A 22,168-nucleotide genomic window follows, 5' to 3' on the forward strand; every position below is an offset into this window, starting at 1 on the left:
TTAACTGACACTCTGCTATCGCGGGCAAGCCCGCTCCCACATTGTATTTTGGTGATAGTTAAAGCGGCGCAGGCTCTTGAGCAGGCTTGGTCTTGTCGATCCCAGGCACAAGCAGTTTGCCCTCAGCCACTTGGTCACCTTCAAGCTGAGGCTGCGTGACCCAAGTCAGGATGTCGTAGTAACGACGGATGTTCGCCACGAAATGCACCGGCTCGCCGCCACGGGCGTAGCCGTAACGGGTTTTGCTGTACCACTTCTTCTCTGACAGGCGTGGCAGGATTTTCTTCACGTCCAGCCACTTGTCCGGGTTCAGCCCTTCCTTCGCCGCCAGTTTGCGCGCGTCATCCAGGTGACCGCTGCCAACGTTATAGGCCGCGAGGGCAAACCATGTGCGGTCTGGTTCCTGAATCGACTCGTCCAGTTGATCCTTCATGTAGGCCAGGTACTTGGCGCCGCCCATGATGCTTTGCTTGGGGTCCAGGCGGTTGGACACGCCCATGGCTTGCGCGGTGTTCTGGGTCAGCATCATCAGGCCGCGCACGCCGGTCTTGGATGTGACTGCCGGTTGCCACAACGATTCCTGATAGCCGATCGCCGCCAGCAGGCGCCAGTCGACTTTTTCTTTCTTGGCGTATGCCTTGAAGTGCTGCTCGTACTTGGGCAACCGCTGTTGCAGGTGTTGGGCGAACGTAGTGGCGCCCATGTAGCCGAGTACATCGACATGCCCGTAGTAGCGGTCTTTCAGGCGTTGCAGGGTGCCGTTTTTCTGCACCTTGTCGAGGTAGGCGTTGATCTCGTTGAGCAGGCTGTTGTCTTCGCCGGCGGCCACCGCCCAGCTCTGGTTGCTGGCGTCGCCGAGGTCGAAGGCGACGCGAATGTTGGTGAAGTACACCTGGTTCATCGCCACTTCATTGGAGTCGACCAGCGTCAGGTCGATTTGACCTTCATCGACCATGCGCAACAGGTCGACCACTTCAACCGCGTCGGACTCTTCGTATTCAATGCCGGGATATTTCTGTTTAAGCGCAGCCAGCTGCTCGGCGTGGGTGCTGCCCTTGAGCACCATGATCTTCTTGCCGACCAGATCACCCGCATCAGTTGGCCGTGACTGACCGTTGCGGTAGATGACCTGTGGGGTGACCTCCAGGTAAGAGTGGGAAAACCTGACCTGCTTTTTGCGTGCCTCGCTGCTGACCAGGCCGGCAGCCGCCAACACCGGGCCGTTAGGCGTGCCCACCTGATTGAACAGGTCGTCGAGGTTGTCGGCGGTCTCGATCTTGAGCTCCACCCCCAGATCGTCGGCGAAGCGCTTCACCAGCTCGTATTCGAAGCCGGTTTCACCGTTGCGATCCTGGAAGTAGGTGGCGGGACTGTTTCGGGTAACCACCCGCAGCACGCCATCCTCCTTTACGCGCTCCAGCGTGTTGGGTTTATCAACACATCCACTGAGCACCAGGAAGAGTCCGGTTGCGATCAGCCATTTGGCGTACCGCGGACGCAAAGCCATTGGGGAAAACATCTGCGCAGTATACGCAAAGGACCACGGCCGCCATATCTCGACAGCGAAGGGCTTGTCTGCTAGGCAATTGAAAACGGCTCCAGAGCCCGCAGGAATGGGTCCGCAGCGCATTTTGTGACAGAAAAAATAACCCTTTTTAAGCGCCATTTGCAGACCCGGATCTACGGTCCGACACCCGGGTGCAGCCACCCGTACCGTTTCGGGTGATGTCGCGGGCGGTTTAGGCTAGAATGCACGGCCTCAAAGCACACCCCTTCCCGAGGCTGTCCCGAAGATGTTGATCCTGCGCGGCGCTCCTGCCCTTTCTGCCTTTCGCCACAGCAAACTCCTTGAGCAACTGAGCCAGAAGGTCCCGGCTGTCAGCGGCTTGTATGCTGAATTCGCTCACTTCGCCGAAGTTACCGGCGTCCTGACCGGCGACGAACAGCAGGTGCTCGCGCGCCTTCTGAAGTACGGCCCAAGTGTTCCGGTACAAGAGCCGACCGGTCGTCTGTTCCTGGTGTTGCCGCGTTTCGGCACCATCTCGCCATGGTCCAGTAAAGCGAGCGACATCGCCCGCAACTGTGGCCTGGGCAAGATCCAGCGTCTGGAGCGCGGTATCGCGTTCTACGTCGCCGGCCAATTCAGCGACGCCCAGGCCCAACTGATCAGTGATGCCCTGCACGACCGCATGACGCAAATCGTTCTGGCCAACCTTGAACAAGCCGCCGGCCTGTTCAGCCACGCCGAACCGAAACCGCTGACAGCGATCGACGTGCTGGGTGGCGGTCGCGCCGCGCTGGAAAAAGCCAACACCGAGCTGGGCCTGGCCCTGGCCGAAGACGAAATCGACTACCTGGTCAACGCCTTCGTCGGCTTGAAGCGCAACCCGCATGACATCGAACTGATGATGTTCGCCCAGGCGAACTCCGAGCACTGCCGTCACAAGATTTTCAACGCCAGTTGGGACATCGACGGTCAGAGCCAGGAAAAAAGCCTGTTCGGCATGATCAAGAACACTTACCAGATGCACAGCGAAGGCGTTCTGTCGGCTTATAAGGACAACGCTTCGGTGATCGTCGGTAACGTTGCCGGCCGTTTCTTCCCGGACCCTGAAACCCGCCAGTACGGCGCGGTGCAGGAACCGGTGCACATCCTGATGAAAGTCGAAACTCACAACCACCCGACTGCGATTGCCCCGTTCCCGGGCGCATCCACCGGCAGTGGCGGCGAGATTCGTGACGAAGGCGCGACCGGCCGTGGTGCCAAGCCAAAGGCTGGCCTGACCGGTTTCACCGTGTCCAACCTGCAAATCCCGGGTTTCGAACAGCCGTGGGAAGTGCCATACGGCAAGCCTGAGCGCATCGTGACCGCGCTGGACATCATGATCGAAGGCCCACTGGGTGGCGCCGCGTTCAACAACGAATTCGGTCGTCCGGCCCTCACCGGTTACTTCCGTACCTTCGAACAATCGATCACCACCCCGCGTGGCGACGAAGTTCGCGGTTACCACAAGCCGATCATGCTGGCCGGCGGCATGGGTAACATCCGTGCCGAACACGTGCAGAAAGGCGAAATCATCGTTGGCTCCAAGCTGATCGTGCTGGGTGGCCCGGCAATGCTGATCGGCCTGGGCGGCGGCGCTGCTTCCTCCATGGCCACGGGCACCAGCTCGGCTGACCTGGACTTCGCTTCCGTACAGCGCGAAAACCCTGAGATGGAGCGCCGTTGCCAGGAAGTGATCGACCGTTGCTGGCAGTTGGGTGACAAGAACCCGATCAGCTTCATCCACGACGTGGGCGCAGGCGGTCTGTCCAACGCCTTCCCGGAACTGGTCAACGACGGCGACCGTGGTGGCCGTTTCGAATTGCGCAACATTCCAAACGACGAGCCGGGCATGGCCCCGCACGAAATCTGGAGTAACGAATCCCAGGAGCGCTACGTTCTGGCAGTCGGCCCGGCTGACTTCGAGCGTTTCAAAGCGATCTGCGAACGCGAGCGTTGCCCGTTCGCCGTCGTCGGCGAAGCCACTGCCGAACCGCAACTGACTGTCACGGATAGCCACTTCGGCAACAGCCCGGTGGACATGCCACTGGAAGTGTTGCTGGGCAAAGCGCCGCGCATGCACCGCTCGGCCGTTCGCGAAAGCGAACTGGGCGATGACTTCGATCCGTCGACGCTGGCGATTGCCGACTGCGTCGAGCGCGTTCTGCATCACCCGGCCGTGGCGAGCAAAAGCTTCCTGATCACCATCGGCGACCGCACCATCACCGGCCTTGTGGCCCGTGACCAGATGGTTGGCCCGTGGCAGGTTCCGGTGGCTGACGTTGCCGTCACCGCCACCAGCTTCGACGTTTACACCGGTGAAGCCATGGCGATGGGCGAGCGTACTCCGCTGGCATTGCTGAACGCTCCGGCGTCGGGCCGCATGGCCATTGGCGAAACCCTGACCAACATCGCGGCTTCGCGCATCAACAAGATTTCCGACATCAAACTGTCGGCCAACTGGATGTCCGCTGCCGGTCACCCGGGCGAAGACGCGCGTCTGTACGACACCGTGAAAGCGGTCGGCATGGAACTGTGCCCTGAGCTGGGCATCACCATTCCGGTGGGCAAGGACTCCATGTCCATGGCCACACGCTGGAGCGATGAAGGCGTCGACAAGACCGTGACCTCGCCAATGTCCCTGATCGTGACCGGTTTCGCGCCTGTGGCTGACATCCGTCAGACCCTGACGCCGGAACTGCGCATGAACAAGGGCACCACTGACCTGATCCTGATCGATCTGGGCCGTGGCCAGAACCGCATGGGCGCCTCGATCCTGGCTCAGGTTCACGGCAAGCTCGGTTCGCAAGCGCCGGACGTGGACGATGCCGAAGACCTCAAGGCCTTCTTCGCCGTGATCCAGGGCCTCAACGCCGACGGTCACCTGCTGGCTTACCACGACCGTTCCGACGGTGGTCTGCTGACCAGCGTGGTGGAAATGGCCTTCGCCGGCCACTGCGGCCTGAGCCTGAACCTCGACGGCCTGGCGGAAACTTCCGCCGACATCGCGGCGATCCTGTTCAACGAAGAGCTGGGCGCTGTGATTCAGGTTCGTCAGGACTCGACCCCGGACATCCTTGCGCAGTTCAGCGCGGCTGGCTTGGGCGACTGCGTGTCGGTGATCGGTCAGCCGATGAACAACGGCCAGATCAGCATCACCTTCAACGGCGACACCGTGTTCGAAGGTCAGCGTCGTCTGCTGCAACGTCAGTGGGCCGAAACCAGCTACCAGATCCAGCGTCTGCGTGATAACGCCGACTGCGCCGAGCAAGAGTTCGACGTGCTGCTGGAAGAAGAAAACCCGGGCCTGAGCGTCAAGCTCAGCTTCGACGTCAACCAGGACGTCGCCGCGCCTTACATCAAGAAAGGCATCCGCCCACAGGTTGCCGTGCTGCGTGAGCAGGGCGTCAACGGTCAGGTGGAAATGGCGGCCGCGTTCGACCGCGCAGGTTTCAACGCGATCGACGTGCACATGAGCGACATTCTGGCCGGCCGTGTCGACCTGAACGAGTTCAAAGGTCTGGTGGCGTGCGGTGGTTTCTCCTACGGCGACGTACTCGGCGCCGGCGAAGGCTGGGCCAAGTCCGCACTGTTCAACAGCCGTGCTCGCGATGCGTTCCAGGGTTTCTTCGAACGTACCGACAGCTTCACCCTCGGCGTGTGCAACGGTTGCCAGATGATGTCCAACCTGCACGAACTGATCCCGGGCAGCGAGTTCTGGCCGCACTTCGTGCGTAACCGCTCCGAGCAGTTCGAAGCACGCGTGGCCATGGTTCAGGTCCAGGAGTCGAACTCGATCTTCCTGCAAGGCATGGCCGGTTCGCGCATGCCGATCGCCATCGCTCACGGCGAAGGCCATGCCGAGTTCGCCAGCGAAGAAGCACTGCTGGAAGCCGATCTGTCGGGTTGCGTGGCGATGCGTTTCGTCGACAACCACGGCAAGGTCACCGAAAAATACCCGGCCAACCCGAACGGCTCGCCGCGCGGGATCACCGGTTTGACCAGCCGCGACGGTCGCGTAACGATCATGATGCCGCACCCGGAACGTGTGTTCCGCGCCGTGCAGAACTCGTGGCGTTCGGAAGACTGGAACGAAGACGCACCTTGGATGCGTATGTTCCGTAACGCTCGGGTCTGGGTAAACTAAAAGCGGGTTAACTGACAGCTGTGTACAAACTCAGTTTTTTTGTTCCAGCCAGTCACGTCGAAGACGTGAAGAGTGCCGTATTCGCCGCCGGTGGCGGACGGATCGGCGCTTACGACCATTGCGCCTGGCAAGTGCTCGGCCTCGGCCAGTTTCGCCCGTTGGATGGTAGTCAGCCGTTCATTGGCGAAGCGGGGCAGGTCGAGCAGGTTGAGGAATGGAAGGTTGAGCTGGTGGTCAGCGATGAGTTGATTCGGGCGGTGGTGTTGGCGCTGAAAGAGAGCCATCCCTACGAGACGCCGGCTTATGAGGTGTGGCGGCTGGAGGATTTCTGATCCTTCAAGCGCTTAAACGAAAAACCCGCTGAAAGCGATTTCAGCGGGTTTTTTATTGTCTGCGAATTGATGGATGCAGCGCTTCTACTGAGGGTACGGATTACGGGCGGATTTCGATCATCGTGCCGTCCGGCACCAGGTTCCAGACTTCACGCATGTCCATGTTGCGCATGGCAATGCAGCCGTCGGTCCAGTCCAGGGTGTGGAACAGGTCTTCAGGGGTGTCTTCAGTGTCTGGAGTTCCGTGGATCATGATCATGCCACCCGGTGCGACGCCTTCGCGTCGAGCGCGCGCAGAGTCGCTGATGTTCGGGTAGGAGATGTGCATCGCCAGGTTGAAATTGTCGCTGGTCTTGCGCCAATCCACCCAGTAGAAGCCTTCCGGGGTGCGTTTGTCGCCCTCCATCAGCTTCGGTCCCTTGGGGCGTTTACCCAGGGAAATGCGATAGGTCTTGAGCGGCTGGCCGTCATTGATCAATTGCAATTGGTGGGTGGACTTGATGACCAGAATTTTATCGATGGCTTTGCCGTTCAGGGTTCCCGCGGCAGAAGCCTGGGATACCGTGACGAACGACAAGCAAAACAGGGCAAGCAACCAGCGCATTGAAACGATATCCCTAGGAGGTGTCGGCTATTTTTAGTTATAGGTGTTTTTTAAGTATTGGCAGGCTGAGCGAGCGGCGGGATCGACTCGGAACGCACGGGGTAGACCTCGGTCCGTCGGTCAGCGAAGAAGCATTCTAGGGTACGGCCCACTGTGCGGAAAGCCAGCTCGGACCAAGGGATGTCGGCTTCATCGAAAAGCTGCACCTCCAGGCTCTCCGGACCGGCAGAAAAGTCCAGGTCCGCCAGCTCTGCGCGAAAGAATACATGCACCTGGCTGATGTGGGGTACGTCGATCAGCGTATAGATCTTCAGGTTGCGCACCCGCGCACAGGCTTCTTCGGCGGTTTCGCGAATAGCCGCCTGCTCGATGGTTTCACCGTTTTCCATGAAGCCGGCTGGAAGGGTCCAGTAACCGAGTCGTGGCTCGATGGCACGTCGACACAGCAACACTTTCGAGCCCCAGGTCGCGACACAGCCAGCGACGATATTGGGGTTCTGGTAGTGAATCGCCTGACAGCTGTCGCAGACAAATCGCAGGCGCGAATCGCCTTCGGGAATGCGCTGGGTCACCGGGTTGCCGCACTGACTGCAAAATTTCATGCTTGGGTTCCTGAATGCTGCGCCTATCTTGGCGTGCGGCGGTGTCTGTCGGCAAGTTGTCGTTTAGCGACATGCAATGGTTATGGGGTTGGGCGCTCGGTTCGATTGGTGCATGATGCAAAGTAGCGAATAAATCGAGAAGTCTCATGCTGGACGAGCTACTGCATCGAGTTAGTAACCACACCCCTCGCACACTGGAAACCGACAAGCGTTTCCCGGAAGCCGCGGTACTGGTGCCCATCACTCGCAGTGATGAGCCGGAACTGGTTCTGACCCTGCGCGCCAGCGGGCTCTCGACCCATGGTGGCGAAGTGGCCTTTCCCGGTGGTCGTCGCGATCCCGAGGACCCCGACCTGATTTTCACCGCGCTACGTGAGGCTGAAGAAGAAATTGGCTTGCCGCCGGGTCTGGTTGAAGTGATCGGCCCGCTTAGCCCGCTGATCTCCCTGCACGGTATCAAGGTCACACCCTATGTCGGGGTGATTCCGGATTTTGTCGAGTACCGGGCCAACGATGCCGAGATCGCCGCCGTCTTTAGCGTGCCGCTCGAGTTTTTCCGCAAGGACCCGCGCGAACACACCCATCGCATCGATTACCAGGGCCGTAGCTGGTACGTTCCGAGCTATCGGTATGGCGAATACAAAATCTGGGGCCTCACGGCGATTATGATCGTCGAGTTGATCAATCTGCTCTATGACGCGAAAATCAGCCTGCATCAACCGCCCAAGAGTTTTATCAACACCTGAAGCCATCGTTCGTATGGCGTGAACCGTGCTGTGCATAAGCCTGCCTGGCCTTGAGGACAACAAGATGAAGTATCGCCTGGGCGACGCCCGCGTCGAAACCCACCCGCAGAGCTGGGTCGCACCCAATGCCGTACTGGTGGGCAAGGTCAAACTGGAAGAGGGTGCCAATGTCTGGTTCAACGCCGTACTGCGCGGCGACAACGAACTGATCCTGATCGGCAAGAACAGCAACGTCCAGGACGGCACCGTGATGCACACCGACATGGGCTTCCCGCTGACCATCGGCACCGGCGTGACCATCGGCCACAATGCCATGCTTCACGGTTGCACCGTGGGTGACTACAGCTTGATCGGTATTAATGCCGTGATTCTCAACGGCGCGAAAATCGGCAAAAACTGCATCATTGGCGCCAATTCGCTGATCGGCGAAGGCAAGGAAATCCCGGACGGCTCGCTGGTCATGGGCTCGCCGGGCAAAGTGGTGCGGGAATTGACTGAGCCGCAGAAAAAGATGCTGGAGGCCAGCGCCGCTCACTATGTGCATAACTCGCAACGCTATGCCCGTGATCTGGTCGAGCAGGAAGAATGAGCGCCACTGAACGACCGGTGCAATCGCCCTGCGTGAACATTTGCGCGTTGGACGAGGATGATATTTGCACCGGGTGCCAGCGCACGGTGGAAGAGATTACCCGCTGGAGCCGGATGACCAACGACGAGCGCCGCGCGGTGTTGGGGTTGTGTCATGAACGGGCCAAGTCCAGCGGGCTGGTCTGGATGATCGGTAAAACCCCGGACCTGTAGCAGCTGCCGAAGGCTCGGGCCGCGTTCGGACGTTCGGCTGCGTAGCAGTCGTAGATCCTGAGCGTGAGGTTTGCCTGAATGACTCGATGGCCTGTTTTTACGACTGCTTCGCAGTCGGACGCAGGCTGCGCCAGCTGCTACAGGTTCGTGTTCGGGTTTGGTTGTTGGGCAGGGCTGAAGTAATCTGTGCGCCAAATTGACAGGTATCCCCACGCCCCATGCTCTTCCTGATCGCTTACATCAGCAGCGTCGTGCTGATCAACTACGCCTTTTCCACCGCTCCGCACCTGGACATCATCTGGTCGGCCTGGGGTGGTCTGGTGTTCGTGTTGCGCGACATGGTGCAGACCCGTTTCGGTCACGGCGCCATCGCCGCGATGCTGGCGGCGCTGGTCCTGTCCTATGTCACCTCCGATCCGTCCATTGCCTTGGCCAGCGCCACGGCGTTTGCCGTGTCCGAGTGCATCGACTGGCTGGTGTTCAGCATCACCAAGCGCCCGCTGCACGACCGCCTGTGGATAAGTTCGGCGCTGAGCATTCCCCTCGATACTTTCATCTTCTTCGGCATGATCGACGCCTTCACCCCGGCCGTGATCCTCACGGCCATGGGCTCGAAGTTCGCGGGCGTGACCGCCGTGTGGCTGATCATGGCCTGGCGCTTGCGCAAACAGGCCGTCGTCAGCTGAAGCCAAACCCTCTGGTTCATGTAAAATGCCGCGCTTTCTCCCCATGGGAAGCGCGTGGCGCATCCCTCGATGATCCGCTTCTTGAGGACCTGAGATGACCCGTATCGGAACTCCATTGTCGCCAACCGCGACCCGCGTATTGCTGTGTGGCTGTGGTGAGTTGGGCAAGGAAGTGGTGATCGAGCTGCAACGCCTGGGCGTTGAAGTGATTGCCGTGGATCGCTACGCCAATGCACCCGCCATGCAAGTCGCCCATCGCAGCCATGTGATCAACATGCTCGACGGCGCCGCCCTGCGTGCAGTGATCGAAGCCGAGAAGCCGCACTTCATCGTGCCGGAAATCGAAGCCATCGCCACGGCCACCCTGGTCGAACTGGAAGCCGAAGGCTTCACCGTGATCCCGACCGCTCGTGCTGCACAGCTGACCATGAACCGCGAGGGTATCCGTCGCCTGGCCGCCGAAGAGCTGGACCTGCCGACTTCGCCGTACCACTTCGCCGATACCTTCGAGGACTACAGCAAAGCGGTCGAAGACCTCGGTTTCCCTTGTGTGGTCAAACCGGTCATGAGCTCGTCGGGTAAAGGCCAGAGCCTGCTGCGTAGCGCTGATGACGTGAAGACCGCTTGGGATTACGCGCAAGAAGGCGGTCGTGCCGGCAAAGGTCGGGTGATCATCGAAGGGTTCATCGACTTTGACTACGAAATTACCCTGCTGACCGTGCGTCATGTGGGCGGCACCACGTTCTGCGCGCCAGTCGGTCACCGTCAGGAGAAAGGCGACTATCAGGAATCCTGGCAGCCACAAGCCATGAGCCCGGTTGCCCTGGCTGAGTCCGAGCGTGTTGCCAAAGCCGTGACTGAAGCCTTGGGCGGTCGTGGGATTTTCGGCGTCGAGTTGTTCATCAAAGGCGATCAGGTGTGGTTCAGCGAAGTGTCGCCGCGTCCGCATGACACGGGCCTCGTCACCTTGATTTCCCAGGACCTGTCGCAGTTCGCGCTGCACGCACGGGCAATTCTGGGCCTGCCGGTCCCATTGATCCGTCAGTTCGGTCCTTCGGCTTCTGCGGTGATTCTGGTGGAAGGGCAGTCGACCCAGACCGCTTTCGCTAACCTGGGTGCTGCGTTGAGCGAGCCGGACACGGCGTTGCGTTTGTTTGGCAAGCCAGAAGTGAACGGTCAGCGCCGGATGGGTGTGGCGTTGGCGCGTGATGAGTCGATTGAAGCGGCTCGCGCCAAGGCGACTCGTGCTTCTCAGGCTGTTGTTGTAGAGCTGTAACCGAGGCGAGGCCATCGCGGGCAAGCCCGGCTCCCACAGAGATCGCATTCCGTCAGAAAGAATGCGGTTCCTGTGGGCGCCGGGCTTGCTCCAGGCGGCGTTCCGACGATGACTGACTATCAGGCCACCCGATTCAAATCGTTGTGACGCGTTTCCTTCAGGCACAGCACCGCAATCAAGCTCAGCACCGCCGCCCCCGACACATACCCGCCGACATAACTCAGTCCCCCCATCGCCACCAGTTTCTGTGCGAAGAACGGTGCCGCCGAGGCTCCGACGATCCCGCCCAGGTTGTACGCTGCCGATGCGCCGGTGTAGCGAACGTGAGTCGGAAACAGCTCAGGCAACAGCGCACCCATCGGCGCAAACGTCACGCCCATCAGAAACAGCTCGATGCACAGGAACAATGCCACGCCCCAGGTCGAACCGTGGGTCAGTAGCGGCTCCATCAAGAACCCCGACAGAATCGCCAGCACACCGCCGATGATCAGCACTGGCTTGCGTCCGTAACGGTCGCTGGCCCACGCCGACAGTGGGGTGGCTGCCGCCATGAACAGCACTGCGAAGCACAGCAAGGCGAGGAAGGTTTCACGGGTATAGCCGAGGGTCGACACGCCATAACTCAGCGAAAACACGGTCGAGATGTAGAACAGCGCGTAGCACACGACCATCGAGCCGGCACCCAACAGCATCGGCGCCCAGTATTGGCTGAGCAACTCGATCAGCGGGATCTTCACCCTTTCCTGGCGGGCCATGGCATTGGCGAACACCGGGGTTTCGTGGAGTTTGAGACGCACATACAGGCCGACCATGACCAGTGCGGCGCTGAGCAGGAACGGAATGCGCCAGCCCCACGAGCGGAATTGCTCGTCGTTCAGGGTCATGGCCAGTGTCAGGAACAGGCCGTTCGCCGCCAGAAAGCCAATCGAAGGGCCAAGCTGCGGAAACATGCCGAACCAGGCGCGTTTGCCCTTGGGGGCATTCTCGGTCGCCAGCAACGCCGCGCCCCCCCATTCGCCGCCCAGTCCCAGGCCTTGGCCGAAGCGCAGCACACAAAGCAGGATCGGCGCCCAGGCACCGATGCTGTCGTAGCCCGGCAACACGCCGATCAACGTGGTGCAGACGCCCATCAACAGCAGCGAGGCAACGAGTGTCGATTTTCGGCCGATACGGTCACCGAAGTGGCCGAACAGCGCTGAGCCCAGTGGTCGTGCAAGAAAGGCGATGCCGAAAGTTAGGAATGCCGACAGCATTTGCGCGGTGCCGGAGGTCTGCGGAAAGAACACCGGACCGATCACCAGTGCGGCCGCCGTGGCATAGACGTAGAAGTCGTAAAACTCGATGGCGGTACCGATGAAACTCGCGGTGGCCACGCGGGTGGCGGAGTTGGTCGGTTGTGCAGGTGTGGTTTGGGTGTAAGTCGTGCTGGTCGTCATGCGGTTATCCCTGACAGTCATGTGCCCCAGTGGAGCGAGTTATTATGGTCGAACACCCAGGGATGTGGGCTTAACGCAGAGTGCGGGTAGCACTGGAGTAAGGCGGGGCTTGGGTAAGCGACTCGATTATAGGAAGGCTGCTAACGATCAAACAAGCGCAAATCCTTGTAGCTGCTGCCGAAGGCTGCGTCCGGCTACGCAGCAGTCGTAAACCCTGTACACGCGGACGCCCTGAAACACCGCATTGTCCGGTATTACGACTGCTGCGCAGCCGGACGCTGCCTTCGGCAGCTGCTACAGGGGTTGAGGCTAGAGGATTGCTGGCACTGAGCTGGTATGCCAGATCAGCACCCGCGTGACACGGTTATCTTCGGTTTCCAGAATCTCCAGGCGATAGCGTCCGATCTTCAGGCATACGGCGCTGTCCGGAATGGTCTCCAGGGCCTCGGTCACCAACCCGTTAAGGGTTTTTGGACCATCGCTGGGTAAATGCCAGCCCAGGCTCTTGTTCAGTTCGCGAATCGATGCCGCCCCTTCGATCACCAGGCGCCCGTCGGCCTGTGGATGAATGTGCGGATTCTTCAGGCTGTGTTGGCTTTCGAACTCGCCGACAATCTCTTCAAGAATGTCTTCCAGGGTCACGATACCGAGCACTTCGCCGTACTCGTCGACCACCATGCCCAAGCGTCGCTGCTGCTTGTGGAAATTCAGCAGCTGCAGCTGCAGCGGCGTGCTTTCCGGTACGAAATAAGGGTCGTGGCTGGCCGCCATCAGCGCATCCAGGGTCAAGCTTGCATCGCCTAGCAAGTGACGGATGTGCCGGGTGTTGAGGACGGCTTCGACCTGGTTGATATCGCTGTGGAATACCGGCAGGCGCGTGCGCTTGTTATGACGCAACTGCTCGATGATTTCTTCAATCGGGTCGTCGAGGTTGATGCCGTCGACGTCGCTGCGCGGCACCAGAATGTCGTTGACCGTGATGTTGTCCAGCGCGTGGATGCCGGACAGTGGATGCGGGCGGCAGACGCCGTGGTCCTGATCGTCATGGCGATCCGTGGGCATTTCGTCTTCGCTCTGCTGCACCACTTTGACTTTGCGGGCGAACGGTCGCATCAGCAACTGGCTGATGCCATTGAGCATCCAGGCGAGCGGGTAGATGATTTTCAGGGGCGCGCCGAGCAAGGTGTTGCCCAGGTTCAGCACGGCGTCCGGATAGCGAGTGGCGAGGGTGCGTGGCAGGTAGTCAGCGAATATCAGCAGCGCGGCGCCGGCGCCGATGCAGGCAGCCCACGGACCATTGGCCGACCAGGTGAAGATCGCCAGCAAGGTGCTGATGACCATGACCAGCGCGCGGCACAGGGTATTACAGAAGATCAGGCTGTTGAGTGGAAAGCTCAGCTTCGCCACCGGTTTGTCGCTCGAGCGCGATGCGGTCCGCTGGGCCAGCAAATGCTGGTGTGCCACTTCGATAGCGGTAAACAGCCCCGACCATAAAATCAGCAGGGCCAATACCGCGAGCATCGGCCCTATGGGCAAGTCGTCCATTAATGCCGCTCGTCAGATATGCAGGATGTATTCACGAACCAGCTTGCTGCCGAAATACGCCAGCATCAGCAGGCAGAAACCGGCGAGGGTCCAGCGAATCGCCTTGTGGCCGCGCCAACCGAGGCGGTTACGGCCCCACAACAGAACGCTGAAGACAACCCAGGCCAGGCACGCCAGCAAGGTTTTATGCACCAGATGCTGGGCGAACAGGTTGTCGACAAACAACCAGCCGGAGATCAACGACAACGATAGCAGGGTCCAGCCAGCCCACAGGAAACCGAACAGCAGGCTTTCCATGGTTTGCAGCGGCGGGAAGTTCTTGATCAGCCCTGACGGATGTTTGTGCTTGAGCTGATGGTCCTGAACCAGCAGCAACAACGACTGGAACACCGCAATGGTAAACATGCCGTAAGCGAGTATCGACAAGAGAATATGGGCGAGGATGCCCGGTTCTTCGTCGATGACCTGTACGGTGCCGGCCGGGGCGAGCTGCGCCAGCAACACGGTCGCGGCCCCCAGCGGGAACAGCAATATAAGCAGGTTTTCCACCGGGATCCGTGAACAGGCCAGCAGGGTCAGTGCGATGACCGCTGCGGCAATCAGGCTGGCGGCGCTGAAAAAATCCAGGCCCAGGCCGATCGGCGTCAGCAGATGGGTGAACAGGCTGGCGCTGTGAGCCAGGACGGCCAGCACGCCGAGCGTGACCAGCAGGCGCTTGTTCGCCTTGGCGCCGGTGGCCAGACGAGAGCCCTGATAAAGAGTCGCAGCGGCATATAAGCAGGCGGCGGCGAGGGTAGTAAGCAAACTGGGTGACAAGGGGAGCATAAATCCTGTTAGGCAGGCCCGAAAGGCGCTGAGTTTGGCATAGAACCCCCGCGGCACGAAAGTGCGAGGTGTCCGCCAGACGCAGTCTTCGCTATAATCCGCGACCTGCCCACGCCGCAGGCTCGCCGAGCACATGTTTATTCCGGTCTGGGCCGCCATTATCCCGGTCTACACAGGGCCTGAAAGGATCGCGCAATGTTTGAAAACTTAACCGACCGTCTCTCGCAGACGCTGCGCCATGTCACCGGCAAGGCCAAGCTGACCGAAGACAACATCAAAGACACCCTGCGTGAAGTGCGCATGGCGTTGCTCGAAGCTGACGTCGCCTTGCCCGTGGTCAAAGACTTCGTCAACTCGGTCAAGGAGCGCGCTGTCGGCACCGAGGTGTCGCGCAGCCTGACGCCGGGCCAGGCCTTTGTGAAGATCGTCCAGGCCGAGCTCGAAAGCCTGATGGGCGCAGCCAACGAAGACCTGAACCTGAGCGCCGTTCCACCCGCCGTGATCCTGATGGCCGGCTTGCAGGGCGCGGGTAAAACCACCACCGCCGGCAAACTTGCGCGCTTCCTAAAGGAGCGCAAGAAGAAGTCGGTCATGGTCGTGTCCGCGGACGTTTACCGTCCGGCGGCGATCAAGCAGCTGGAAATGCTCGCGGGTGAAGTCGGCGTTACCTTCTTCCCGTCCGACCTGAGCCAGAAGCCGGTCGACATCGCGCAAGCGGCTATAAAAGAAGCAAAGCTTAAGTTCATTGATGTGGTTATCGTCGATACCGCCGGTCGCCTGCACATCGACGAAGAGATGATGGGCGAGATCAAGGCGCTGCACGCCGCGATCAACCCGGTTGAAACCCTGTTCGTGGTTGACGCCATGACCGGCCAGGATGCCGCCAACACGGCCAAGGCCTTCGGCGATGCGCTGCCGCTGACCGGTGTGATCCTGACCAAGGTCGACGGCGATGCCCGTGGCGGTGCCGCCCTGTCGGTTCGCGCCATCACCGGCAAGCCGATCAAGTTCATCGGTATGGGCGAGAAGAGCGAAGCGCTCGATCCGTTCCACCCTGAGCGTATTGCTTCACGCATCCTCGGCATGGGCGACGTGCTCAGCCTGATCGAACAGGCCGAAGCGACCCTCGACAAGGACAAGGCCGACAAACTGGCCAAGAAACTGAAGAAGGGTAAGGGCTTCGACCTCGAAGACTTCCGCGATCAGTTGCAACAAATGAAGAACATGGGCGGCCTCGGCGGGCTCATGGACAAGCTGCCGAACATGGGCGGCGTGAATCTGGCGCAGATGGGCAACGCCCAGGGTGCGGCAGAGAAGCAATTCAAGCAGATGGAAGCCATCATCAACTCCATGACCCCGGCCGAGCGCCGCGACCCTGAGATGATCAGTGGTTCGCGCAAACGCCGGATCGCCATGGGTTCCGGCACTCAGGTGCAGGACATCGGTCGCTTGATCAAGCAGCACAAGCAGATGCAGAAGATGATGAAGAAATTCTCCGCGAAAGGCGGAATGGCCAAAATGATGCGCGGCATGGGCGGTATGTTGCCCGGCGGCGGCATGCCGAAGATGTAAAGAATCCGCGCCGGTCATCGCACCGGCGCAGACCCGCAAGGATGCGGGATCTCCAGCAAACCCGCACTTGGCGGGAGCTGACCGGCCGTTTTCAACGACGGCTCTATAGCAAATCTGGATGGCGTCCGATAGGCCGCCGGAAAAAGTCATTTGCAAAAGTCCGGATATTCCTTAGAATATGCGGCCTTTCAGGCACCTATGCCCGCTGTGCCTTTAGATTTGCAGCACCGACTACAGGAACGATGTTCACATGCTAACAATCCGTCTTGCCCTTGGCGGCTCCAAAAAGCGCCCGTTTTACCACTTGACCGTAACCGACAGCCGCAACCCGCGCGACGGTTCGCACAAGGAACAGGTTGGTTTCTTCAACCCTGTTGCTCGTGGTCAAGAAGTCCGTCTGTCCGTGAACCAAGAGCGCGTAGCCTACTGGCTGAGCGTTGGTGCACAACCTTCTGAGCGTGTTGCTCAGTTGTTGAAGGAATCTGCTAAGGCTGCGGCCTGAGCAATATGAACGCGACGCCAGCTGTTGCCGATGATTTGATCGTTATTGGCAAAATTTATTCTGTTCATGGCGTTCGCGGCGAAGTGAAGGTGTACTCCTTTACTGATCCAATTAAAAACCTGCTGGAATACAAAACCTGGACGCTCAAGCGTGACGGTAATGTAAAGCAGGTAGAGCTGGTCAGCGGACGCGGGAATGACAAATTCCTGGTCGCAAAGCTCAAGGATCTCGATGATCGCGAAGAAGCTCGTCTTCTGGCCGGTTATGAGATCTGCGTGCCGCGCAACCTGTTCCCTGAACTGACCGACGGCGAGTACTACTGGTACCAGCTGGAAGGTCTCAAGGTTATCGACACACTCGGGCAATTGTTCGGGAAGATCGATCACCTGTTAGAGACTGGCTCGAACGATGTCATGGTGGTCAAGCCTTGCGCTGGCAGCCTGGATGATCGCGAACGTCTGTTGCCCTATACGGAGCAATGCGTGTTGGCTGTCGACCTGGCCGCAGGCGAGATGAAGGTGGATTGGGACGCGGATTTCTAAGCGTGACTAACTTGCGCGTAGAAGTGATCAGTTTGTTTCCCGAGATGTTCTCCGCCATCAGCGAGTACGGCATCACCAGTCGGGCGGTGAAACAGGGGCTGTTGCAGCTCACCTGTTGGAACCCGCGAGACTACACGACGGATCGACATCACACTGTGGATGATCGCCCATTTGGCGGTGGTCCGGGCATGGTGATGAAGATCAAGCCCCTGGAAGATGCACTGGTTCAGGCCAAGGCAGCAGCCGGGGGAGGCGGCGAAGGTAATTTACCTGTCCCCCCAAGGCCGTCAACTGACTCAGTCGGCGGTGCGCGAGTTGGCGAATCTGGATGCATTGATCCTGATTGCCGGCCGCTATGAAGGCATTGACGAGCGTTTTATTGAAGCTCATGTCGATGAAGAGTGGTCGATTGGCGACTATGTACTGTCTGGCGGCGAGCTGCCGGCGATGGTCCTGATCGATGCGGTTACACGACTGCTGCCTGGAGCTTTAGGGCATGCGGACTCCGCCGAGGAAGATTCCTTTACGGATGGTTTGCTGGATTGCCCGCACTACACCCGACCGGAGGTGTATGCGGATCAGCGTGTTCCCGACGTATTGCTAAGTGGCAATCACGCGCACATCCGGCGTTGGCGTTTACAGCAGTCCCTTGGTAGGACCTTTGAACGACGCGCCGATCTTCTGGAAAGCCGCTCGCTTTCTGGAGAAGAGAAGAAGCTGCTCGAGGAATACATCCGCGAGCGGGACGATAGTTAACAACGTATCGATGGTAAATCCGTTGATTTACCTTAGGAGCACAGCATGACTAACAAAATCATCCTTGCACTCGAAGCAGAGCAGATGACCAAAGAAATCCCTACCTTTGCCCCGGGCGACACCATTGTCGTTCAGGTGAAAGTGAAGGAAGGCGACCGTGCACGTCTGCAAGCGTTCGAAGGCGTTGTAATCGCCAAGCGTAACCGCGGCGTAAACAGTGCATTCACCGTTCGTAAAATCTCCAACGGTGTTGGCGTAGAGCGTACTTTCCAGACCTACAGCCCGCAAATCGACAGCATGGCCGTTAAACGTCGCGGTGACGTACGTAAAGCCAAGCTGTACTACCTGCGTGACCTGTCCGGTAAAGCAGCTCGCATCAAGGAAAAACTGGCTTAAGTCCAGCTTCCGATGCAAAAAAAGCAGCCTGCGGGCTGCTTTTTTGTTGCCTGCGATTTCTCAGGCGCAGACGGTGTCTGGCTGAATCAGCGCGAGCAGCGTCCACCCCGCCGAAGGTTTCAGCGAACTGCCAGGCGTCACCACATGCACCCATCCGCTGGCATCGCGGATGAACAACAACGTTGCCCGATCCCCGTGCAGTTCCCGGTAGTCTTCCAAATCAAATTCCTCTGTCAGATGCGTGCTGTAGAGCTCGGCGCCCTGGCTGAGCAGACTGGCCAGTTTGCCGTAGGTCATTCCCTCGCTGCCGAGCAAGCGCCCACGATGCTTGCGGCTCGCCCGATGCTTGTCGGTGCGGCGGCTGTCCTGGCCGCTGGCTACGCCGAACATGCGCTGATGACCAAAGTCATGACGAAAGCGCATGGTCGCCACCGTGTTCAATTCGCCCGAAGGTGACAGGGTCAGCAAATGCCCCAGGCCAACCAGATCCAGATGAGCATCGGCATGCTGTGATGCCGGATTGCCGAAGTAGGTGGGCAGACCGTCCATTCGCGCCGCCCGAATGTTCTCCCAACTTGAATCCGTCAGCAGTACTCGACTGCCCAGTTGTTGCAAGGCTTTGCCCACGGTTCGCGCCGGGCCGTTGGCGCCGACGATGAGGAAGCCGCTGGGCGCTGGTTCAGCGACTTTCAATAACCGGGCTAACGGTCGAGCCGTGGCACTTTGCAGTACCACCGTGCCGATGATCACAGCAAACGTCAGCGGCACCAGCAGCAAGGCACCTTCATGGCCGGCTTCATCCAGACGAATCGCGAAAATCGCCGAGACCGCCGCCGCCACAATCCCTCTCGGTGCGATCCAGGCCAGCAGCGCACGTTCACGCCAGCTCAGGCTTGAACCCGCCGTGGAAAGCATCACGTTCAATGGCCGGGCAATCAACTGAATGATCAGCAGCAGAATCAGCACCAGCGGCCCCAGTGCAATCAAGGCGTTCAAGTCCAGCCGCGCGGCCAGCAGAATGAATAGCCCGGAGATCAGCAGCACACTGAGGTTCTCCTTGAAGTGCAGGATGTCGCGCACATCCACGCCCTTCATGTTGGCCAGCCACATCCCCATCAACGTCACCGCCAGCAATCCGGATTCGTTCATGACTTCATTGGCCGCAATGAAAATCCCCAGCACCGCCGCGAGCGCTGCCAGGTTGTGCAGGTATTCGGGCAGCCATTGGCGTCGGATGATCGTGCCGAGCACCCAGCCCCCGGCGATCCCGCATAAGCTGCCGCACACAATCACGCCACCGAAAGTCAGCAGGCTTTGGCTCCAGCCATCACCCGAGGCGCGGGCGATGATAAAGCTGTAAACCACCACGGCGAGCAGGGCACCAATCGGGTCGATGACGATGCCTTCCCAGCGTAGGATGTTGGCGATCGAGGCTTTCGGCCGCACTACGCGCAACATCGGCACGATCACCGTGGGGCCGGTGACCAGCGTCAAGCTGCCGAAGAGTATGGCGAGCAACCAGTCGAAACCCAGCAAGTAATGGGTCGCGACGGCGATGACCACCAGGTCGAGAGCGCGCCGATGGTGACCAGTCGATGCACCACGCGGCCAATCTCGCGCCATTCTGAAAGGTGCAGGGTCAGGCTGCCTTCAAACAGGATCAGTGCCACCGCCAGCGATACCAGCGGCATCAGCAATGGTCCGAACATTTCCAGCGGGTCGAGCAGACCCAGAACCGGCCCGACCAGAATCCCGGTCAACAATAGAAACAGAATCGCCGGTAACTTGAGGCGCCAGGCCAACCATTGGCAGCCCAACGCTGCCGCACCGATACCGCCAAAAACCAACAGAATCTGCTGTTCGCTCATTGAAGCTCCTGTTCCTTGAAGTGGCGGGCTATGAAAGACTAGCGGCCATTTTTACAGTTCACCTTTTTTCGCGCGCAGTCCCGAGACTGTGTGCCTAGAGCGCCCATGCCTGCTATCGATCATCCGCTGATAGACCAGTTTCTCGACGCCCTGTGGCTGGAGAAAGGTCTTTCCGACAATACCCGCGATGCTTATCGCAGCGACCTGGCCCTGTTCAACGGTTGGCTGCAGGAGAAGGATCTGGAGCTGATCAACGCCGGTCGTGAGCTGATCCTCGATCATCTGGCCTGGCGCTTGGAGCAGAACTACAAACCCCGTTCCACCGCGCGATTTCTCTCGGGTGTGCGTGGCTTTTATCGCTATCTGCTGCGGGAAAAGTTGATCGCTGTCGATCCGACCTTGCGCGTCGACATGCCTCAGTTGGGCAGGCCTTTGCCTAAATCCCTGTCGGAAGCCGACGTTGAAGCCTTGCTCAAGGCGCCGGACTTGAGCGAAGCGATCGGCCAGCGTGACCGCGCCATGCTCGAAGTGCTGTATGCCTGTGGCTTGCGGGTGACCGAGTTGATCAGTCTGACCCTGGAGCAAGTCAACTTGCGTCAAGGCGTGTTGCGGGTGATGGGCAAGGGCAGCAAGGAACGATTGGTGCCGATGGGGGAGGAAGCGATTGTCTGGGTTGAGCGCTACATGCGCGATGCCCGTGGCGAACTGCTCGGCGGGCGCCCCAGCGATGTGCTGTTCCCGAGTCTGCGTGGCGAGCAAATGACCCGCCAGACCTTCTGGCACCGCATCAAGCACCAGGCCAAGGTCGCCGGGATCGGCAAGTCGCTGTCGCCGCACACGTTGCGCCATGCCTTCGCCACGCACCTGCTCAACCATGGTGCCGACTTGCGGGTGGTGCAAATGCTGCTGGGCCACAGCGATTTGTCCACCACCCAGATCTACACTCATGTAGCCCGGGCGCGCTTGCAAGACCTGCACGCCAAACATCACCCGCGCGGTTAACACAGGACTGTGTAGCCGCAGGCTTCGCCAGCTGCTACATAAAAGCGTCGTGCACGGTGAGTGAGATGACTTACGACAGGCGCATTCGGCCACACGGACCTTATGTGGTAGGCTTTGCCGGTTTGCACGATGGGCGTTTATGACCCGGTGTTTCGGCACGGGCGTTCTGATCGTCCCATTTGTCCGCCTTCAGGAGTTCTCATGCGTCTGACCCAGATTTTCGCCGCCGCCGCCATTGCGTTGGTCAGCACCTTTGCCGTCGCCGATGACGCGGCCGACAAAGCCATTCGTAAAAGCCTGGAAAACCTCCAGCTCGACGTGCCCGTCGAAACCATTACGGCCAGCCCGTTGCCAGGGATGTACGAAGTCAAACTCAAGGGCAGCCGTGTGCTGTATGCCAGCGCCGACGGCCAGTATGTCGTTCAGGGCTACCTGTTCCAGCTCAAGGATGGCAAACCGGTCAACCTGACCGAGAAGACCGAGCGCCTGGGTATTTCCAAACTGGTCAACGACATTCCTGTGGCTGAAACCGTGGTCTACCCGGCCATTGGCGAAACCAAGTCGCACATCACCGTATTTACCGACACCACCTGCCCGTACTGCCACAAACTGCACGCCGAAGTGCCTGAGCTGAACAAGCGCGGCATTGAAGTGCGCTACGTTGCGTTCCCACGCCAGGGCCTGGGTTCGCCGGGTGACGAACAGCTGCAAGCGGTCTGGTGCTCCAAGGACAAGAAAGCGGCCATGGACAAAATGGTCGATGGCAAGGAAATCAAGGCCGCCAAGTGCGATAACCCGGTTTCCAAGCAGTTCGCCCTCGGTCAGTCGATCGGCGTGAACGGTACACCGGCCATCGTTTTGGCCGACGGTCAGGTCATTCCGGGCTACCAGCCGGCGCCACAAGTCGCCAAACTGGCACTGGGCGCGAAGTAAATTCGCATCGTCACGGTCAGCCATTGACGATCATGGTCCGGCAGCCACATCGCC

19 protein-coding genes and 2 pseudogenes are annotated in these 22,168 nt (G+C 59.6%); 14 read left to right on the forward strand and 7 right to left on the reverse strand.

What is annotated here, in order from left to right; genetic code table 11:
• Nucleotides 1-58: 58 nt before the first annotated feature.
• Entirely contained in the window at nt 59-1,519 is a 1,461-nt protein-coding gene (mltF, locus tag AB4N76_RS19365; protein ID WP_077430822.1) for a membrane-bound lytic murein transglycosylase MltF, read from the reverse strand.
• A 274-nt stretch (nt 1,520-1,793) separates the two neighbouring features.
• Here mltF and purL point away from each other — a divergent pair, with 274 nt between their 5' ends.
• Both purL and AB4N76_RS19375 read left to right on the forward strand, forming a co-directional pair.
• A complete protein-coding gene (gene purL, locus AB4N76_RS19370) occupies nt 1,794-5,690 on the forward strand; it encodes a phosphoribosylformylglycinamidine synthase (RefSeq protein ID WP_046029002.1) in 3,897 nt (1,298 codons plus the stop codon).
• Between the two features lie 20 nt (nt 5,691-5,710).
• Nucleotides 5,711-6,022, forward strand: a complete 312-nt coding sequence (locus tag AB4N76_RS19375) for a YqfO family protein (RefSeq protein ID WP_046029005.1) — start codon at nt 5,711-5,713, stop codon at nt 6,020-6,022.
• A gap of 100 nt (nt 6,023-6,122) precedes the next feature.
• On the opposite strand, the gene AB4N76_RS19380 is transcribed toward AB4N76_RS19375, so the two are convergent.
• Both AB4N76_RS19380 and AB4N76_RS19385 read right to left on the reverse strand, forming a co-directional pair.
• Entirely contained in the window at nt 6,123-6,626 is a 504-nt protein-coding gene (locus tag AB4N76_RS19380; RefSeq protein ID WP_046029007.1) for a L,D-transpeptidase family protein, read from the reverse strand.
• Between the two features lie 50 nt (nt 6,627-6,676).
• Nucleotides 6,677-7,228 (reverse strand): NUDIX hydrolase, encoded by a 552-nt coding sequence (locus tag AB4N76_RS19385; RefSeq protein WP_046029009.1) that lies wholly within the window; start codon nt 7,226-7,228, stop codon nt 6,677-6,679.
• 146 nt (nt 7,229-7,374) lie between these two features.
• On the opposite strand from AB4N76_RS19385, the gene AB4N76_RS19390 reads away from it, so the two are divergent.
• The 5 genes from AB4N76_RS19390 to purT all read left to right on the forward strand — a co-directional run bounded on the left by AB4N76_RS19390 (nt 7,375) and on the right by purT (nt 10,737).
• On the forward strand, nt 7,375-7,974 hold the full coding sequence (locus tag AB4N76_RS19390) for a CoA pyrophosphatase (protein ID WP_007944856.1): 600 nt from the start codon (nt 7,375-7,377) through the stop codon (nt 7,972-7,974).
• A gap of 64 nt (nt 7,975-8,038) precedes the next feature.
• Nucleotides 8,039-8,563, forward strand: coding sequence for a gamma carbonic anhydrase family protein (locus AB4N76_RS19395; protein WP_034154816.1), 525 nt, complete (start codon nt 8,039-8,041; stop codon nt 8,561-8,563).
• The gene (locus AB4N76_RS19400; protein ID WP_460163406.1) at nt 8,560-8,775 is read left to right on the forward strand and encodes a DUF1289 domain-containing protein; all 216 of its coding nucleotides are present in this window, start codon (nt 8,560-8,562) and stop codon (nt 8,773-8,775) included. Before AB4N76_RS19395 ends, AB4N76_RS19400 begins: the two co-directional genes overlap by 4 nt.
• A gap of 218 nt (nt 8,776-8,993) precedes the next feature.
• Complete coding sequence (locus AB4N76_RS19405; protein ID WP_008151608.1) at nt 8,994-9,461, forward strand: 7-cyano-7-deazaguanine/7-aminomethyl-7-deazaguanine transporter; 468 nt, start codon at nt 8,994-8,996, stop codon at nt 9,459-9,461.
• A 94-nt stretch (nt 9,462-9,555) separates the two neighbouring features.
• Nucleotides 9,556-10,737 carry a formate-dependent phosphoribosylglycinamide formyltransferase gene (gene purT, locus AB4N76_RS19410; protein ID WP_046029021.1) on the forward strand — a complete coding sequence of 394 codons (1,182 nt, stop codon included), beginning with the start codon at nt 9,556-9,558 and terminating at the stop codon, nt 10,735-10,737.
• Between the two features lie 119 nt (nt 10,738-10,856).
• On the opposite strand, the gene AB4N76_RS19415 is transcribed toward purT, so the two are convergent.
• The 3 genes from AB4N76_RS19415 to AB4N76_RS19425 all read right to left on the reverse strand — a co-directional run bounded on the left by AB4N76_RS19415 (nt 10,857) and on the right by AB4N76_RS19425 (nt 14,543).
• Nucleotides 10,857-12,173: an MFS transporter gene (locus AB4N76_RS19415; protein ID WP_046029023.1), complete on the reverse strand. Its 1,317-nt coding sequence runs from the start codon at nt 12,171-12,173 to the stop codon at nt 10,857-10,859.
• A 309-nt stretch (nt 12,174-12,482) separates the two neighbouring features.
• Nucleotides 12,483-13,718 (reverse strand): transporter associated domain-containing protein, encoded by a 1,236-nt coding sequence (locus AB4N76_RS19420; protein ID WP_046029025.1) that lies wholly within the window; start codon nt 13,716-13,718, stop codon nt 12,483-12,485.
• A gap of 12 nt (nt 13,719-13,730) precedes the next feature.
• Nucleotides 13,731-14,543, reverse strand: a complete 813-nt coding sequence (locus AB4N76_RS19425) for a cytochrome C assembly family protein (protein ID WP_046029026.1) — start codon at nt 14,541-14,543, stop codon at nt 13,731-13,733.
• Nucleotides 14,544-14,738: 195 nt separating this feature from the next.
• Here AB4N76_RS19425 and ffh point away from each other — a divergent pair, with 195 nt between their 5' ends.
• The 5 genes and pseudogenes from ffh (at nt 14,739) to rplS (ending at nt 18,311) form a co-directional block, all read left to right on the forward strand.
• Complete coding sequence (ffh, locus tag AB4N76_RS19430; protein ID WP_034149000.1) at nt 14,739-16,115, forward strand: signal recognition particle protein; 1,377 nt, start codon at nt 14,739-14,741, stop codon at nt 16,113-16,115.
• Between the two features lie 250 nt (nt 16,116-16,365).
• Nucleotides 16,366-16,617, forward strand: coding sequence for a 30S ribosomal protein S16 (gene rpsP / locus AB4N76_RS19435; RefSeq protein ID WP_003198088.1), 252 nt, complete (start codon nt 16,366-16,368; stop codon nt 16,615-16,617).
• Nucleotides 16,618-16,622: 5 nt separating this feature from the next.
• The gene (gene rimM / locus AB4N76_RS19440) at nt 16,623-17,159 is read left to right on the forward strand and encodes a ribosome maturation factor RimM (protein WP_109786040.1); all 537 of its coding nucleotides are present in this window, start codon (nt 16,623-16,625) and stop codon (nt 17,157-17,159) included.
• Nucleotides 17,160-17,203: 44 nt separating this feature from the next.
• A pseudogene (gene trmD, locus AB4N76_RS19445) lies at nt 17,204-17,915 on the forward strand (tRNA (guanosine(37)-N1)-methyltransferase TrmD).
• Nucleotides 17,916-17,960: 45 nt separating this feature from the next.
• Nucleotides 17,961-18,311 carry a 50S ribosomal protein L19 gene (rplS, locus tag AB4N76_RS19450; protein WP_030139558.1) on the forward strand — a complete coding sequence of 117 codons (351 nt, stop codon included), beginning with the start codon at nt 17,961-17,963 and terminating at the stop codon, nt 18,309-18,311.
• Between the two features lie 60 nt (nt 18,312-18,371).
• On the opposite strand, the pseudogene AB4N76_RS19455 reads toward rplS, so the two are convergent.
• Nucleotides 18,372-20,179, reverse strand: a pseudogene (locus AB4N76_RS19455) (cation:proton antiporter).
• A 105-nt stretch (nt 20,180-20,284) separates the two neighbouring features.
• Here AB4N76_RS19455 and xerD point away from each other — a divergent pair.
• Entirely contained in the window at nt 20,285-21,181 is an 897-nt protein-coding gene (gene xerD / locus AB4N76_RS19460; RefSeq protein WP_046029039.1) for a site-specific tyrosine recombinase XerD, read from the forward strand.
• Between the two features lie 201 nt (nt 21,182-21,382).
• Complete coding sequence (gene dsbC / locus AB4N76_RS19465) at nt 21,383-22,114, forward strand: bifunctional protein-disulfide isomerase/oxidoreductase DsbC (protein WP_046029041.1); 732 nt, start codon at nt 21,383-21,385, stop codon at nt 22,112-22,114.
• Nucleotides 22,115-22,168 lie beyond the last annotated feature (54 nt).

The organism is Pseudomonas sp. S2_F03, from assembly GCF_054668335.1.

Excerpts from the sequence above, each read along its gene's own strand:
- mltF (WP_077430822.1), bottom strand. The coding sequence starts at position 1,519 with ATGTTTTCCCCAATGGCTTTGCGTCCGCGGTACGCCAAATGGCTGATC.
- purL (WP_046029002.1), top strand. The coding sequence starts at position 1,794 with ATGTTGATCCTGCGCGGCGCTCCTGCCCTTTCTGCCTTTCGCCACAGC.
- AB4N76_RS19380 (WP_046029007.1), bottom strand. The coding sequence starts at position 6,626 with ATGCGCTGGTTGCTTGCCCTGTTTTGCTTGTCGTTCGTCACGGTATCC.
- AB4N76_RS19385 (WP_046029009.1), bottom strand. The coding sequence starts at position 7,228 with ATGAAATTTTGCAGTCAGTGCGGCAACCCGGTGACCCAGCGCATTCCC.
- AB4N76_RS19390 (WP_007944856.1), top strand. The coding sequence starts at position 7,375 with ATGCTGGACGAGCTACTGCATCGAGTTAGTAACCACACCCCTCGCACA.
- AB4N76_RS19395 (WP_034154816.1), top strand. The coding sequence starts at position 8,039 with ATGAAGTATCGCCTGGGCGACGCCCGCGTCGAAACCCACCCGCAGAGC.
- AB4N76_RS19400 (WP_460163406.1), top strand. The coding sequence starts at position 8,560 with ATGAGCGCCACTGAACGACCGGTGCAATCGCCCTGCGTGAACATTTGC.
- AB4N76_RS19405 (WP_008151608.1), top strand. The coding sequence starts at position 8,994 with ATGCTCTTCCTGATCGCTTACATCAGCAGCGTCGTGCTGATCAACTAC.
- purT (WP_046029021.1), top strand. The coding sequence starts at position 9,556 with ATGACCCGTATCGGAACTCCATTGTCGCCAACCGCGACCCGCGTATTG.
- AB4N76_RS19415 (WP_046029023.1), bottom strand. The coding sequence starts at position 12,173 with ATGACGACCAGCACGACTTACACCCAAACCACACCTGCACAACCGACC.
- AB4N76_RS19420 (WP_046029025.1), bottom strand. The coding sequence starts at position 13,718 with ATGGACGACTTGCCCATAGGGCCGATGCTCGCGGTATTGGCCCTGCTG.
- AB4N76_RS19425 (WP_046029026.1), bottom strand. The coding sequence starts at position 14,543 with ATGCTCCCCTTGTCACCCAGTTTGCTTACTACCCTCGCCGCCGCCTGC.
- ffh (WP_034149000.1), top strand. The coding sequence starts at position 14,739 with ATGTTTGAAAACTTAACCGACCGTCTCTCGCAGACGCTGCGCCATGTC.
- rpsP (WP_003198088.1), top strand. The coding sequence starts at position 16,366 with ATGCTAACAATCCGTCTTGCCCTTGGCGGCTCCAAAAAGCGCCCGTTT.
- rimM (WP_109786040.1), top strand. The coding sequence starts at position 16,623 with ATGAACGCGACGCCAGCTGTTGCCGATGATTTGATCGTTATTGGCAAA.
- rplS (WP_030139558.1), top strand. The coding sequence starts at position 17,961 with ATGACTAACAAAATCATCCTTGCACTCGAAGCAGAGCAGATGACCAAA.
- xerD (WP_046029039.1), top strand. The coding sequence starts at position 20,285 with ATGCCTGCTATCGATCATCCGCTGATAGACCAGTTTCTCGACGCCCTG.
- dsbC (WP_046029041.1), top strand. The coding sequence starts at position 21,383 with ATGCGTCTGACCCAGATTTTCGCCGCCGCCGCCATTGCGTTGGTCAGC.